This is a genomic window from Diaphorobacter sp. ED-3, assembly GCF_027625375.1.
GTDB lineage: Bacteria > Pseudomonadota > Gammaproteobacteria > Burkholderiales > Burkholderiaceae_C > Diaphorobacter > Diaphorobacter nitroreducens.
This window is the reverse complement of the sequence record NZ_CP115182.1, coordinates 1,022,881-1,038,148: the sequence shown is the minus strand read 5'-3', so window position 1 is coordinate 1,038,148 and position 15,268 is coordinate 1,022,881. Positions and strand designations below refer to the sequence as shown.

General features: G+C 66.0%; 12 protein-coding genes. All 12 read right to left on the bottom strand.

Going from position 1 to position 15,268, the window contains the following annotated elements; translation table 11 throughout:
• Positions 1 to 48: 48 nt before the first annotated feature.
• Complete coding sequence (gene aspS / locus PCQ86_RS05055; RefSeq protein ID WP_011804318.1) at positions 49 to 1,860, bottom strand: aspartate--tRNA ligase; 1,812 nt, start codon at positions 1,858 to 1,860, stop codon at positions 49 to 51.
• 92 nt (positions 1,861 to 1,952) lie between these two features.
• On the bottom strand, positions 1,953 to 2,576 hold the full coding sequence (locus PCQ86_RS05050; RefSeq protein WP_011804317.1) for a DUF502 domain-containing protein: 624 nt from the start codon (positions 2,574 to 2,576) through the stop codon (positions 1,953 to 1,955).
• Between the two features lie 15 nt (positions 2,577 to 2,591).
• Complete coding sequence (locus tag PCQ86_RS05045; protein ID WP_270175006.1) at positions 2,592 to 2,864, bottom strand: FmdB family zinc ribbon protein; 273 nt, start codon at positions 2,862 to 2,864, stop codon at positions 2,592 to 2,594.
• 75 nt (positions 2,865 to 2,939) lie between these two features.
• Positions 2,940 to 4,391 (bottom strand): sodium:solute symporter family protein, encoded by a 1,452-nt coding sequence (locus PCQ86_RS05040; protein WP_012655779.1) that lies wholly within the window; start codon positions 4,389 to 4,391, stop codon positions 2,940 to 2,942.
• A gap of 35 nt (positions 4,392 to 4,426) precedes the next feature.
• Positions 4,427 to 5,992 carry a ubiquinone biosynthesis regulatory protein kinase UbiB gene (ubiB, locus tag PCQ86_RS05035; protein WP_088887519.1) on the bottom strand — a complete coding sequence of 522 codons (1,566 nt, stop codon included), beginning with the start codon at positions 5,990 to 5,992 and terminating at the stop codon, positions 4,427 to 4,429.
• The gene (locus PCQ86_RS05030) at positions 5,989 to 6,567 is read right to left on the bottom strand and encodes a hypothetical protein (protein WP_011804313.1); all 579 of its coding nucleotides are present in this window, start codon (positions 6,565 to 6,567) and stop codon (positions 5,989 to 5,991) included. Before PCQ86_RS05030 ends, ubiB begins: the two co-directional genes overlap by 4 nt.
• A gap of 80 nt (positions 6,568 to 6,647) precedes the next feature.
• On the bottom strand, positions 6,648 to 7,655 hold the full coding sequence (locus tag PCQ86_RS05025) for a Tim44 domain-containing protein (protein WP_270175005.1): 1,008 nt from the start codon (positions 7,653 to 7,655) through the stop codon (positions 6,648 to 6,650).
• Between the two features lie 38 nt (positions 7,656 to 7,693).
• Positions 7,694 to 8,425, bottom strand: a complete 732-nt coding sequence (gene ubiE / locus PCQ86_RS05020; RefSeq protein WP_012655775.1) for a bifunctional demethylmenaquinone methyltransferase/2-methoxy-6-polyprenyl-1,4-benzoquinol methylase UbiE — start codon at positions 8,423 to 8,425, stop codon at positions 7,694 to 7,696.
• A gap of 124 nt (positions 8,426 to 8,549) precedes the next feature.
• Positions 8,550 to 8,966, bottom strand: coding sequence for a gamma-butyrobetaine hydroxylase-like domain-containing protein (locus PCQ86_RS05015; protein WP_103737781.1), 417 nt, complete (start codon positions 8,964 to 8,966; stop codon positions 8,550 to 8,552).
• 163 nt (positions 8,967 to 9,129) lie between these two features.
• Positions 9,130 to 9,621 carry an HIT family protein gene (locus PCQ86_RS05010; protein ID WP_011804309.1) on the bottom strand — a complete coding sequence of 164 codons (492 nt, stop codon included), beginning with the start codon at positions 9,619 to 9,621 and terminating at the stop codon, positions 9,130 to 9,132.
• Complete coding sequence (locus PCQ86_RS05005) at positions 9,618 to 13,541, bottom strand: FAD/FMN-binding oxidoreductase (protein WP_270175004.1); 3,924 nt, start codon at positions 13,539 to 13,541, stop codon at positions 9,618 to 9,620. The genes PCQ86_RS05010 and PCQ86_RS05005 overlap by 4 nt, the downstream gene beginning before the upstream one ends.
• A 192-nt stretch (positions 13,542 to 13,733) precedes the next feature.
• On the bottom strand, positions 13,734 to 14,963 hold the full coding sequence (gene serA / locus PCQ86_RS05000) for a phosphoglycerate dehydrogenase (protein WP_041835901.1): 1,230 nt from the start codon (positions 14,961 to 14,963) through the stop codon (positions 13,734 to 13,736).
• Between the last annotated feature and the right edge of the window lie 305 nt (positions 14,964 to 15,268).

Below are 15,268 nucleotides of genomic sequence, written 5' to 3'. Positions count from 1 at the left end.
AGGCACGTGAACGCGCCTGCCGCTTAGGTGTCGGAGCCCGCGCGCCCCTCAGTGGGCTGCAGGCAGCGGGTTGCGCAGGCGGATGTGCAGTTCGCGCAGCTGCTTTTCGTCCACAGGCGAAGGGGCCTGGGTCAGCAGATCCTGGGCGCGCTGGGTCTTGGGGAAGGCGATCACGTCGCGGATGGACTCGGCTCCTGTCATCAGCGTGATCAGGCGGTCCAGGCCGAAGGCCAGGCCGCCGTGCGGAGGCGCGCCGTACTGCAACGCGTCCAGCAGGTAGCCGAACTTGGCGCGCTGGTCTTCCGGGCCAATATTGAGCGCCGCAAACACCTTGGCCTGCACATCGGCGCGGTGGATACGCACCGAGCCGCCGCCCAGCTCCCAGCCGTTCAGCACCATGTCGTAGGCCTTCGCAATGCACTTGCCGGGGTCGGTGTCCATGAGGTTCTCATGGCCGTCCTTCGGCGACGTGAAGGGGTGGTGCACGGCCACCCAGCGGTCTTCTTCCTCGTCATGCTCGAACATGGGAAAGTCCACCACCCACAGCGGCGCCCAGCGGTTCTCGAACAGACCGTTCTTCTTGCCGAATTCGCTGTGGCCGACCTTCAGGCGCAGTGCGCCGATGGCGTCGTTGACGATCTTTTCCTTGTCGGCGCCAAAGAACAGCAGGTCGCCGTCCTGCGCGCCCGTGCGCTGGAGCACTTCGGCCAGTGCGGCGTCATGGATGTTCTTGACGATGGGCGACTGCAGGCCGTCACGGCCCTTGGCCTTGTCGTTGACCTTGATGTAAGCCAGACCCTTGGCGCCGTAGATCTTCACGAACTCGGTATAGCCGTCGATCTCGCCGCGCGACAGGCCGCCCTCTTCACGGGCGCCACCGGGCACGCGCAGGGCCACCACACGGCCGCCCTTCATGTTGGCGGCGCCGGAGAAGACCTTGAAGTCCACGTCCTTCATGACATCGGTCAGCTCGGTGAATTCGAGCTTCACGCGCAGGTCAGGCTTGTCGGAGCCGAAGCGGTGCGCTGCTTCCTGGTAGGTCATGGTGGGGAATTCACCCAGGTCCACGCCCAGTTGCTGCTGGAACACTTCCTTGATCATGCGCTGGAAGATGGCGCGGATCTCTTCCTCATTCAGGAACGAGGTCTCGCAGTCGATCTGCGTGAACTCGGGCTGGCGGTCGGCGCGCAGATCCTCGTCGCGGAAGCACTTGGTGATCTGGTAGTAGCGGTCGTAGCCGGCCACCATCAGCATCTGCTTGTAGAGCTGGGGCGACTGGGGCAGCGCGAAGAACTGGCCGTCGTGCACGCGGCTGGGCACGAGGTAGTCGCGCGCCCCCTCGGGCGTGCTCTTGCCCAGCATGGGTGTTTCGATGTCGATGAAGCCTTCCTTGTCCAGGAAGTTGCGCACCTGGATGGCCGTCTTGTAGCGCAGCATCATGTTGCGCTGCATGTACGGGCGGCGCAGGTCCATCACGCGGTGCGTGAGGCGCGTGGTTTCCGACAGGTTGTCGTCGTCCATCTGGAAGGGCGGCGTCACGGACGGGTTCAGGACGTTGAGCTCCTGGCACAGCACCTCGATCTTGCCGCTCTTGAGGCTGTCGTTGGTCGTGCCTTCGGGGCGCGCGCGCACCAAACCCTTGACCTGCACGCAGAACTCGTTGCGGACGTCCTCGGCCACCTTGAACATCTCGGGACGGTCAGGGTCGCAGACCACCTGCACATAGCCTTCGCGGTCGCGCAGGTCGATAAAGATCACGCCGCCATGGTCGCGGCGACGGTTCACCCAGCCCGACAGGGTGACGGTTTGGCCCAGGAGGGCTTCGGTCACAAGACCGCAGTAGTGGGAGCGCATGGCCATGGATCAGTCTTCCTGCGTCCTCGTGGGACGCGACGATGGTTGTTCTTTCCACCCACTCGGCGCACAGGCACGGGCGGGCGACGACGGTTTTCTTATGGAGCGGGTTCCGTGGCAACGGGGTCGGGTGGCGACACCACCCCCATCGACACAATGTACTTGAGGGCCGCATCGATGCTCATGTCCAGCTCGATGCAGTCGCTCCTGCGCATGAGCACGAAGTACCCGCCCGTGGGATTGGGCGTGGTGGGCACGTAGACGCTCACATACTCGTCACGCAGGTAAGCCGCCACCTCGCCGCTGGGCGCGCCGGTGATGAAGGCCACCGTCCACACCCCCTCGCGCGGCCACTGCACCAGCACGGCGGTGCGAAAGGCGTTGCCGCTTTCAGAGAACAGCGTGTCGGAAACCTGCTTGACACTGGAGTAGATCGAACGCACCACGGGAATGCGGCTGACCAGACGGTCGCCCCACTCCACCAGCTTGCGCCCCGCGAAGTTGCTCGCCAAGGCCCCCACCACCAGCAGGATGCTGAGCGTGAGCAGCACCCCGAAGCCGGGGATGTGAAAGCCCAGCAGTTTGTCTGGCTGCCAGGAGCCCGGCAGGATGGCGAGGGTCTGATCCAGGGTGCTCACGATCCAGCTCAACACCCATGCGGTGATGACGCCGGGCACGATGACCAGCAGACCCGTGAACAGCCACTTGCGCAAGGCAGCCATGCGAGTTATCCGAGGTTAGGAGTCAGAATTGGCCGTAGCGCTTGCTGGAGCAGCGCTGGCAGCTTCTGTTTTAGGAGCATCCGATGCCGCAGCAGGCGCACTGGCACGGCCGCTGAAATCGGTGGCATACCAACCCGTGCCCTTGAGTTGAAAGCCCGCGGCCGTCAGCTGCTTGGAAAAAGCCGGCGCACCGCAGGACGGGCAGACGGTGAGCGGCGCGTCGGAGATTTTTTGCAGCACGTCCTTGGCATGGCCGCAGGAACCGCATCGATAGGCGTAAATAGGCATTACGAAGAAGTGCGAAGAATGTGCAAAACCTTCAATTATAGGCATGCACCCCAGGCCGCACCGTGCGCCCGTGCGTCACTCCACCCCCACCACCCGGTGGTGCGGCGCATGGGAATTGCGCACCACCTGCGGCGCAAGCGAACCGGCAACCATGCCGACCATGGCGGCCAGCAGGCCGGCGAGTTGCTGGGGGAACGCCTCATGCAGCGCGGGGGTGACCATGAACACCAGCCACACGCCAATGCCCAACGCCACAGCGCACAGCGCGCCTTGCGTGTTGGCACGCTTCCAGTACAGGCCGAATACCAGCGGCACGAACGCCCCCACCAGCGGCACTTGGTAGGCGCTGGACACCAGCTCGTAAATGGGCGTGCCTTCCATCTTGATGGAATAGGCCAGCACACCCACCGCGAACACCAGCACACTGATGCGCATGGCCAGCAGGTTCTCGCGGTCGCTGATCTTTTCAGGGCGGAACTGCCGCCAGATGTTCTCGGTGAAGGTGACGCTGGGCGCCAGCAGTGTGGCCGAGGCGCAGGACTTGATGGCCGACAGTAGCGCACCGAAGAACAGCACCTGCATGACGAGCGGCATCTTGTCCATCACCAGAGTGGGCAGCACCTTCTGCGGGTCATCCTTGAGCAGTTCAGCCGTCTCCTGCGGCATGATCAGCAGCGCGCTTGCCACGAGGAACATGGGCACGAAGGCGAAGAAGATGTAGGCCGTACCGCCGATCACCGTGCCATGCGTGGCGGCACGCTCGGTATTGGCCGACATGACGCGCTGGAACACATCCTGCTGCGGGATGGAGCCCAGCATCATGGTGATGGCGGCACCGAAGAAGAAGATGATCTCGTGCCAGGTGGGTTCGGGCCAGAACTGAAACAGGTCGCGGCTGGTGGCCAGCTCGATCACCTTGCCCGCGCCCCCCGCCATGTCGCTGGCGAACCAGGCCAGCACCACCAGGCCGACCACCAGAATGATCATCTGGATGAAATCGGTCACCGCCACCGACCACATGCCACCCCACAGCGTGTAGACCAGGATGGACAGCACGCCGATGGCCATGCCCATGGGGATGCTCACCGCACCGCCGGACAGCAGGTTGAACACCAGCCCCAGCGCCGTGACCTGCGCCGACACCCAGCCCAGGTAGCTGAGCATGATGATGAGCGAGCAGATCACCTCCACTGCACGGCCGTAGCGCTCGCGGTAGTAGTCGCTGATGGTCAGCAGCGTCATGCGGTAGAGCTTGGCCGCGAAGAACAACCCCACCAGAATCAAGCACATGCCGGCGCCGAACGGGTCTTCCACCACGGCCTTGAGCCCGCCTTCGATGAACTTGGCGGGCACGCCCAACACGATCTCGGAGCCGAACCACGTGGCGAACGTGGTGGTGATGATCATGTACATGGGCAGGTGGCGCCCGGCAATCGCGAAATCAGCCGTGTTCTTCACCCGTTGGGCAGCCCACAAGCCAATGCCGATGGTGACAAACAGGTAGGCAATCACCATGAAGAGCAACACGCTGGTACTCCTGAGGAATGAGAGAGGGAAGGAAGTTAGAAGATGCGCACGCGCACGAAGAGCTGCATGACCAGCAGCCCCAGCACGAAGCCCAGGCCGCCATAGATGATGCTTTGCAGCAGCCGGTTGGTGCGCTTCTGGGTGGCCAGCAGTTCCTGCAGATCGCCCCGGTTGTCATGGGGCCGCTGGCGCAGGAAGTCGTGGAGCAGGCGTGGCAGGTCGGGCAGGATCTTGGCGTAGTGCGGCGCCTCGGCACGCAGCTCGCGCCACAGGCGTTGGGGACCCAGCTGATCGAGCATCCACTTCTCCAGGAAGGGCTTGGCCGTGCTCCACAGGTCCAGGTCGGGGTCCAACTGCCGGCCCAACCCTTCGATGTTGAGCAAGGTTTTTTGCAGCAGCACCAGCTGCGGCTGGATCTCCACCTGGAAGCGCCGCGAGGTCTGGAACAGCCGCAGCAGCACCATGCCCAAAGAGATTTCCTTGAGCGGCCGGTCGAAATACGGCTCGCACACGGTGCGGATAGCGGCCTCCAGTTCGTTCACGCGGGTATGGGCGGGAACCCAACCGCTTTCGATATGCAGTTCGGCCACGCGCTTGTAGTCGCGCCTGAAAAAAGCCGTGAAGTTCTGCGCAAGGTATTCCTTGTCGAACTCGGTCAGCGTCCCGACGATGCCAAAGTCCAGCGAGATGTAGCGGCCGAAGGTCTCGGGCGCCAGGCTCACCTGGATGTTGCCGGGATGCATGTCGGCATGAAAGAACCCGTCGCGGAACACCTGGGTGAAGAAGATGGTCACGCCGTCGCGGGCCAGCTTGGGAATGTCCACACCCGCGCTGCGCAGGCGATCCACCTGGTTGATGGGCACGCCCTTCATGCGCTCCATCACCAACACTTCGGCATGGCAGAAATCCCAGAACACCTCCGGGATGAGCACCAGGTCCAGCCCCTGCATGTTGCGGCGCAGCTGCGCCGCGTTGGCCGCCTCGCGCACCAGGTCGAGTTCGTCGTGCAGGTAGTTGTCGAACTCGGCCACGACCTCGCGGGGCTTGAGGCGCTTGCCGTCGGCGGACAGGCTTTCCACCCACCCGGCCATCATGCGCATGAGCGCCAAATCCTTGTCGATCACCGGCAGCATGCCGGGGCGCAGCACCTTCACGGCGACTTCACGCGCGTGCCCTTGGCGGTCACGGATCACCGCGAAGTGCACCTGTGCGATGGACGCGCTGGCCACGGGCTGCCGGTCGAACGAGACGAACACCTCGCCGATCGGGCGGCGAAACGCGCGCTCGATGGTGGCGATCGCCACATCGGGGTCGAACGGCGGCACGCGATCCTGCAGCAGCGCCAGCTCGTCCGCAATGTCCGGCGGCATGAGGTCGCGGCGCGTGGACAGGACCTGCCCGAACTTCACGAAAATCGGACCCAGGCTCTCCAAGGCCTCGCGCAGCCGCTGGCCGCGCGGCGCGTCCAGCTTGCGACCGAAGGTGATGACCCGCGTGACGGCGCGCAGCCACGGCTGCCGGAAGGTCGACAGCACCAGTTCGTCGAGTCCATAGCGCAGCACCACCCAGACGATGGTGATGCCGCGGGCAAAGCGGCTCATGGCGGGGAGCGGTCCGGCAACTCGCCCGCTGCGGGCGCGGGCGCCTGGCCGCCGGGCACGCGTGCGCCCACGAAGCTGCGCAACGCCTGCACGGCGCGTCCCACGACGGATGCCACGGCGCGGGCCGGGGCGTCGCCGATCACGCGCGCCATGTCTTCCTCGACATCCCAGCGCACATGGTCCACCAGCCAATTGATCTCGGCCGCGAACTGCACGTCGCCTTCGATGCGGATGGTGGGCTTGTCGCCGCGCAGCGCACTGCCGGCCAGCGACAGCGGGGAGGTCTCGGACACTTCCAGCCGGAGGTCGGCCACGGCCTCTGGGGGCGCGAGATCGAACAGCCCGGCGGGCGTCACCTGCAGCGCCATCGAGAAGATGCGCCACTGCACGCGCGCGACGCGGCCGCGCTGGCGTGCCAGACGGTCCATGGCTTCCCGCTCCTGCATCAGCACATGGTTGAGGAACAGCACCGTGCGGTGCTGCACCTCATGCACCAGCCACGCGGGCGGCAGGGGGCCAGACATGACGCGTTCGAAGAGCCCGTCCAGGAAAGAAAAAGGGGACCGTGTTGCCATAGTCCCCGATTATTCCCCGAACTGGGCGCAGCGCAGCAGGCTTTTTCGCCGTGCGCCGCCCGGTTCCAGCGGCGCCATGCTTACTGCAGCGCCTGCACGCCCGCAACCAGCCAGCCGCTGGCGCCGTTCTTGGGCTTGGTCATGTTCCAGACCTCGCGGAACGGGCTCGGGCCGGCCGAAGGCTCCTCGCGGATCATGCCGGAGAACTCCACGCTGGCCATGTAGCCGTCGCCCAGGTCCTCGATACCCAGCAGTTGCGCCTCGAGCATGATCACATCGGTCTGGTTGGGCTGCTGGTCGCCGCGGTGCGATTCGCGCTCGTTGAGCTGCGTGCGGATCTCGTCAACCATGCTGTCGGTCATCATGGAGCGCAGCGTGGCGACGTCGGAGCGGTCCCAGGCGGCCTGCAGCGTAGTGAAGTTGCGCTTGGCGGCCGACAGGAAGCCTTCGGTGTCGAAGCCGGCCGGCACGCCCCAGTTCTGCGAACCCGACAGCGCCGAGCCGATGATCCCGCCGTTAGCGGCTGCGGCCGGCGCCTGGAAGGCCATCCCGCCGCGCTCCCACGGGCGCGCGGACGCGTCGTTACCCACCTTGTCCGGGCTGTACTGGCGCGGCATGCGCGCATCTGCGGCGGGCGCGGAACCCGCGCCCTGGAAGGCGAAGGGCGAGGCGTTCACCGGTGCGCCCGCGGATTTGCGCGCACGCATGACCATGCCGACCACCACCATGACCACCAGTGCCAGCAGGGCGATCAGCAGGAACTGGCCGAACTCTGCGCCCAGGCCCAGCGAGCTGGCCAGCCAGGCCAGGCCCAGGCCCGCGGCCAGGCCGCCCAGCATGGCGCCCCAAGGCTTCCTGGGGGCGGCTGCGGCGGTATTAGGCGCCGCGGCGGGCTTGGCCGCAGTGGTGCCTGCCGCCGCATTCTGCGTGGGTGCGGCAGGAGCGGCGGGGGGCGTCGCAGCGTCGCGCTGGGTCACGTTGCTGGACTGCTTGCCGATGGATTTGCCGCCCCCGAGACGGCGCGCATCCGCATCCAGATGCACGACCGCCAACATGGCGACCAAGACCACTGACCACAGTTTCATCATGGCTTCTCCGAAATATCGATAGTTTTCAATGAACTCTTTCAGCACTTGATTCCAACATGCAACGCGACGATGCCGCCGGTCATGTTGTGATAGTCCACATGCCCAAAGCCACTTTGCTGCATGAGGGATTTGAGCTCTTCCTGGCCCGGGTGCATGCGGATGGACTCGGCCAGGTAGCGGTAGCTCGAATCGTCGCCCGCCACCAGCTTGCCCAGCCGCGGCAACACCTGGAACGAATACCAGTCATAGGCCTTTTCCAGCGGCTTGGCCACGCGGGAAAACTCCAGCACCAGCAGCCGGCCGCGCGGCTTGAGCACGCGACACATCTCGCGCAGCGCAGCGTCCTTGTGCGTCATGTTGCGCAGGCCGAAGGCCACGCTCACCAGGTCGAAGTGGTTGTCAGGAAACGGCAGGTGCTCGGCATCGCACACCGTCGTGGGCAGCACCACGCCTTCGTTGATCAGCCGGTCGCGTCCCACGCGCAGCATGGCCTCATTGATGTCGGTATGCACGACGCGGCCCGTGGCGCCCACTTTCTTGGAAAAGGCCAGCGACAGGTCGCCCGTGCCGCCCGCGATGTCCAGCACCTGGTCGCCCTCGCGCAGGTTGGCCACCATGACGGTGTAGGCCTTCCAGGCGCGGTGCAACCCGGCCGACATCAGGTCGTTCATCAGGTCGTACTTGGGCGCGACAGAATCGAACACGCCGCGCACGTGGCGCGCCTTGTCCTCTTCCTGAACCGACTGGAATCCGAAATGCGTGGTACTCATACCACGATGCTAAGCGCCCACTGACCATGCGTACAGCGGCAACCCCGCATGCGCCTAGGTCATCTGTCGCTATTTAGGCTAAAGCGTGGCGCGGCGCGGCCACGCGGGCGGGCCGTGCTGCGCCTCAATGCCCGCCGCAGCCGTGGCCGCCGGCCTTGGGCGCCATGGGTGCATCACGGTCCACGCCGGCGGCGGCCAGCCGCTCGACATAGTCTGCCCACAGCGCCTGCTCGTCACGGCCCAGTTCGTACAGGTAGTCCCACGAGAAGATGCCGCTGTCGTGCCCGTCGGAGAAGGCGGGCTGCACGGCGTAGTTGCCTACCGGCTCCAGCCGCGTCAACGTGACGTCGCGTTTTCCGGTCTGCAGCACCTGCTGGCCCGGCCCATGGCCCTGCACTTCGGCCGAGGGGGAATACACGCGCATCAGCTCGAACGGGATGCGAAAGTGTGCGCCGTCGGAAAACGTCACCTCCAGCACGCGCGACTGCTCGTGCACCGTGATGGATTGGGGCATGGGCGCGCCCGCCGTCAGACCTGCCATGGATTTCACCTGCGCAATGAAAAGGAATGAACACCGGCGGCGGAGACCGCGCACCGCCGCCCTGCCGCTATTGTCCGCCGCCGGAGCCAAGGCGGCGCGATGCGAGCCAAATCAGCCCCCAGCGCCCAAGGGGAAAGCGCTGGCAGCTATCAATTGATGAGTATCACTGCTCACCCAGGTCGGCCCAGCGCTCCAGGCGCTCGCGCATCAGCGCGTGCAGGGCGGGCAAGCGCTCGGCCACCAGCGTCTCGCGCGCGGTGTCGCACTCGCGCTGGGGGTGCGCCCAGACGGGTGCAGGGAAGTGGCTGTCCCACTCGTAGCGCGCGATCACGTGCCAGTGCAGGTGCGGCACCACGTTGCCCAGGCTGGCCAGATTGATCTTGGCCGGCGCCAGTTGCTCGCGCAGCGCCTGCTCCACCAGCGTCACGGCCTCCATGCAGTGCTGGCGGTCGGCGGGGGAGAGGTCGGAGAACTCCGCCACATGGTCCGCCCAGATCACGCGGTAGAAGGCCGGAAAGCCGGCCTCCTGCGCATGGATCACGCGCAGCTTGGCGCCGCGCCAGACCAACGCACCCGCGTCGGAGTCACACAGGGGGCACGCGCCAGCGCCACCCGTGGAAGGCGCGGACATGCCGGGCATGGCGGCCTGGCTCATACCAGCACCCGCTCGATGCCGCCGGCGTTGGCGCGTTGCACGTACTCGGGCAGCCAGTTCTCGCCCAGGAGCTGCTTGGCCATCTCGATGACGATGTAATCGGCTTCCAGCAGGCCGGTGGACAGGTCGTCCTGGTAGCGCGAGATGCCCTGCAGGCAGCTGGGGCAGCTGGTCAGGATCTTGATGTTGTCCTGCGCGCCCACCGCGCCGCTGGAACGCAAGGCCGCCTCGCCCTTGCGGATTTCCTCGGTCTTGCGAAAGCGCACCTGGGTGGCAACATCGGGGCGCGTCACGCCCAGCGTGCCCGACTCGCCGCAGCAGCGGTCGCTCTTGAGCACCTTGTCGCCTACCAGGGCGCGCACGGTCTTCATCGAGTCGCCCTGCTTCATCGGGTTGTGGCAGGGCTCGTGGTACAGGTAGCCGCCCTGCCCCGCGGGCAGCGTGATGCCCTTTTCCAGCAGGTATTCGTGGATGTCGATGATGCGGCTGCCGGGGAAGATCTTGTCGAACTGGTAGCCCTGCAGCTGGTCGTAGCAGGTGCCGCACGAGACCACCACCGTCTTGATGTCCAGGTAGTTCAGCGTGGTGGCCACGCGGTGGAACAGCACCCGGTTGTCGGTGATCATCTTCTCGGCCTTGTCGAACTGGCCGCTGCCGCGCTGCGGATAGCCGCAGCACAGGTAGCCCGGCGGCAGCACAGTCTGCACGCCGGCGTGCCAGAGCATGGCCTGCGTGGCCAGCCCCACCTGGCTGAACAGGCGCTCCGACCCGCAGCCGGGGAAGTAGAACACCGCCTCCGTGTCGGCCGAGGTGGCGGCCGGGTTGCGGATGATGGGCACGTAGTCCTTGTCCTCGATGTCCAGCAGCGCGCGCGCCGTCTTGGTGGGCAGGCCACCGGGCAGCTTCTTGTTCACGAAGTGGATCACCTGCTCCTTGACCGGCGCCGTGCCCACGGTGGCGGGCGGGTGCGCGGTCTGCTTGCGGCTCACGCTGCGCAGCACGTCCACGGCCATGCGCTGGGCCTTGAAGCCTACGTTGACCATGCCCGCGCGCAGCAGCTTGATGGTGTCGGGGTTGGTGGCGTTGAGCATCGCCATGGCCATCTTGTTGCCGGGGCGGAAGCTTTTCTTGCCCATCTTGCGCAGCAGGTTGCGCATGTTCATGGTCACGTCGCCGAAGTCGATCTTGACCGGGCACGGCGAGTAGCACTTGTGGCACACGGTGCAGTGGTCGGCCACGTCCTCGAATTCCTGCCAGTGGCGGATGGACACGCCGCGGCGCGTCTGCTCTTCGTACAGGAACGCCTCGGCCAGCAGCGAGGTGGCCAGGATCTTGTTGCGCGGGCTGTACAGCAGGTTGGCACGCGGCACGTGCGTGGAGCACACGGGCTTGCACTTGCCGCAGCGCAGGCAGTCCTTCACGCTGGCAACGATGTCGCCGATGTCGCTCTGCTGCATGATCAGCGACTCGTGCCCCATCAGCCCGAAGCTGGGCGTGTAGGCGTTGGTCAGGTCCGCGAACATCAGCGAGGTGCGCGAGCCTTTATGCGCCAAATGGGCCTGCAGCGCTTGCCCGTCCTGCGCGAGCAGCTCCTGATTGCGTAGCAGCTTGCCGCGGTTGAAGCGGCCTTGCGGGTCCACCTTGCGCTTGTACTCGGCGAACGGCGCCAGTTCCTCGTCGGTCAAAAACTCCAGCTTGGTGATGCCAATGCCGTGCTCGCCCGAGATCACGCCACCCAGGCTGCGCGCCAGCACCATGATGCGCGCCACCGCCTCGTGCGCGGTCTGCAGCATGGCGTAGTTGTCGCTGTGCACGGGGATGTTGGTGTGCACGTTGCCGTCGCCGGCGTGCATGTGCAGCGCCACCCACACCCGGCCCTTGAGCACGCGCTTTTGCACGTCACCCAGCGCCTGCATCAGCGGCTCGAAGTCGCTGCCGGTGAAGATGTTGCGCAGCGGATCGCGGATCTGCGTCTTCCAACTGGCGCGCAGGCGGTGGTCCTGCAGCTGGGGGAACAGTTCTTCCACGCGCTGCAGCCAGTCCTGCCAGAGCGCGCGCGTCTCGCGCACCAGGGCCAGGGCCAGGGCCAGCTTTTCCTCCAGCAGCTCGGGCGAAGGCGGCTCGCCGCCCGCCTCGGGCTTGCCCAGCGGCAGGTTGCCGCGCGCGAGGAACTCCTCCAGCGCGTCGGCCAGCTCGATCTTGTTGCGCAGGCTGAGTTCGATGTTGATGCGCTCGATGCCGTCGGTGTACTCGGCCATGCGCGGCAGCGGGATCACCACGTCTTCGTTGATCTTGAAGGCGTTGGTGTGGCGGCTGATGGCGGCCGTCTTCTTGCGGTCGGCCCAGAACTTCTTGCGGGCCTCGGCGCTCACCGCCGTGAAGCCCTCGCCGCTGCGGCTGTTGGCGATGCGCACCACCTCGGCGGTGGCGCGGGCCACGGCGTCGGGGTCGTCGCCCACGATGTCGCCCACCAGCAGCATCTTGGGCAGGCCGCCGCGCTTGGACTTGGTGGTGTAGCCCACGGCACGCAGGTAGCGGTCGTCCATGTGCTCCAGGCCCGCCAGCAGCACGCCGCTGCGCTTTTGCTCAGCGAACATGAAGTCCTTGATCTCCACGATGCTGGGCACGGCGTCCTTGGCGTTGCCAAAGAACTCCAGGCACACGGTGCGCGTGTGCTCGGGCATACGGTGCACGATCCAGCGCGCGCTGGTGATCAGGCCGTCGGTGCCTTCCTTTTGCACACCGGGCAGGCCGCTGAGGAACTTGTCCGTCACGTCCTTGCCCAGGCCCTCCTTGCGGAAGGTCTTGCCCGGGATGTCCAGGCGCTCGGTGCGGATCGGCGTCTTGCCGTCGGCCTGGAAGTACTGCAGTTCGAAGCTGGCAACGTCAGCGTCGTGGATCTTGCCCAGGTTGTGCCCGATGCGCGTGACCTCCAGCCACTGCCCTTCAGGCGTCACCATGCGCCAGCTGGCCAGGTTGTCCAGCGCCGTGCCCCACAGCACGGCCTTCTTGCCGCCCGCGTTCATGGCGATGTTGCCGCCGACGCACGAAGCCTCGGCGCTGGTCGGGTCCACGGCGAACACGAAACCGGCGGCCTCGGCCGCGTCGGCCACGCGCTGGGTGACCACGCCGGCCTCGGTCCAGATGGTGGCCACCTCGGCGTCCAGGCCCGGCAGGCGGCGCATCTGCACCTCGGTCATGGCCTCGAGCTTTTCGGTGTTGATGACGGCGCTGCGCCAGGTAAGCGGAATGGCGCCCCCCGTGTAGCCGGTGCCGCCCCCACGCGGGATGATGGTCAGCTCCAGCTCGATGCAGGCCTTGACCAGCGCGGCCATCTCGGCCTCGGTGTCGGGCGTGAGCACCACGAACGGGTATTCCACGCGCCAGTCGGTCGCATCGGTCACGTGCGACACGCGCGACAGGCCGTCGAACTTGATGTTGTCCTTGGCGGTGTGGCGGCCCAGGCGGCGCGCCACCTTCTTGCGCAGGTCGCTGGCCTCGACCAGCGTGGCGTCGAACTCGTCGATGGCCCGGCGCGCTGCGTCCACCAGCACGCCCACGCGGCGGTCGCGCTCGGCGTCTTCCTGCGGCAGGCGGCGCTTTTCGATCTCGGCCATGCGGTGCTGCAGCGCATCCACCAGCAGCTTGCGCCGGGCGGGGTTGTGCAGCAGGTCGTCTTGCAGGTAGGGGTTGCGCTGCACGGCCCAGATGTCGCCCAGCACTTCGTACAGCATGCGGGCGGATCGGCCCGTGCGGCGCTCGCGGCGCAACTGGTCCAGCACATCCCAGGCGGAGGCGCCCAGCAGGCGGATCACGATTTCCCGGTCGGAAAACGAGGTGTAGTTGTACGGAATTTCGCGCAAACGGGCAGGCTCGGCGCCTTGCGTCTGCAGGGCGGCCAGCGCAATCGGAACATTCATGGGATCAACCTGGGTTGGGCGTGCAGGGCGCCCTCGTGCCTCGGGGTCGGGATTTTAAGCCAGTGCCCGTTACCGCACTGTCCTGCCCGTAGAGCCCCGCCGCTGGCGCGGGGCGGCCAAGGACGGGCAAGAGCCAAATCAGGCTCCAACGCCCGTCCATTCAGCGCAAGCAGCTATTAAAACAATAGCTATTTAATACAGCACGCGGCTGCGGATGGTGCCGGGCACCTGGGCCAGCTTCTCCAGCGCCAGGTCGGACGAGCGCGCGTCGAGGTCGATCACCACGTAGCCGATCTTCTCGTTGGTCTGCAGGTACTGCGCCGCGATGTTGATGTGGTTGTCCGACAGGATGCTGTTGATCTGCGAGAGCACGCCCGGCACGTTGTGGTGCACGTGCAGCAGGCGGTGCTTGCCCGCATGCTCGGGCAGCGCCACCTCGGGGAAGTTGACCGACGAGGTGCTGGTGCCGTTGTCGCTGTACCTGACAAGCTTTTCCGCCACCTCCAGGCCGATGTTGGCCTGCGCCTCCATGGTGGAGCCGCCGATGTGGGGCGTAAGGAGGGCATTGTCCAGCCCGCGCAGCGGCGAGACGAACTCGTCCTTGTTGCTCTTGGGCTCCACCGGGAACACGTCCACGGCCGCGCCCAGCAAGTTGCCGCCCTTCAGCGCCTGGGCCAGGGGGTCGATCTCCACCACCGTGCCGCGCGAGGCGTTGATGAGGATGCCGCCCGGCTTCATGGCCGCGATCTCGGCGGCGCCAATCATCCACTGGGTAGAAGGCAGCTCAGGCACGTGCAGGGTCACGATGTCGGCCTGGCCCAGCAGCTCGTGCAGCGAACCCACCTGGCGCGCATTGCCCAGCGGCAGCTTGTGCACCACGTCGTGGAAGATCACGTGCATGCCCAGCGCCTCGGCCAGCACCGACAGCTGGGTGCCGATGGAGCCGTAGCCCACGATGCCCAGCGTCTTGCCGCGGATCTCGTAGGCGTTCGTGGCGCTCTTGAGCCAGCCGCCGCGGTGGGCCGCAGCGTTCTTCTCGGGCACGCCGCGCAGCAGCAGGATGGCCTCGGCCAGCACCAGCTCGGCCACGGAGCGGGTGTTGGAATACGGCGCATTGAACACGGCGATGCCGCGCTCGCGCGCAGCGTTCAGGTCTACCTGGTTGGTGCCGATGCAAAAGCACCCCACGGCCACGAGCTTGTGCGCATGAGCGAACACGTCCGCCGTGAGCTGCGTGCGCGAGCGGATGCCAATGAAGTGCACGTCGGCGATCTTGCGGCGCAGTTCCTCGCCCTCCAGCGCCCCGGCCAGCACCTCGACCTGCGTATACCCCGCGGACCGCAACACTTCCACCGCAGAGGGATGGATGCCCTCCAGCAACAGGAACTTGATCTTGCTTTTATCCAGGGAAGTCTTGGCCATGGCGTGCAAATTGAGAGGAAATGAAAACACCCAGGCGGCGCGCACCGCTGGGCAGGAGAGGGGATCATTGTGCAATGCACAAATCCCTGTCGGCTTCCATGCGATTGCCCGCGGCGGCCCATGCATGCCCCCAGCGCGGCCGGATGTTTGTCACAACACCGTCATGCCAGTGACACAATTCGTCACCCAAGCGCCGCGGGGTTTACCCCGTTGCTGCGCTTTTTGCAGTGTGCGAGAACGACACATTCCTGTCACGGAACGCGACCACCATCGCCGCTTTCCTGCCTATCGTCTATCAACGAGGA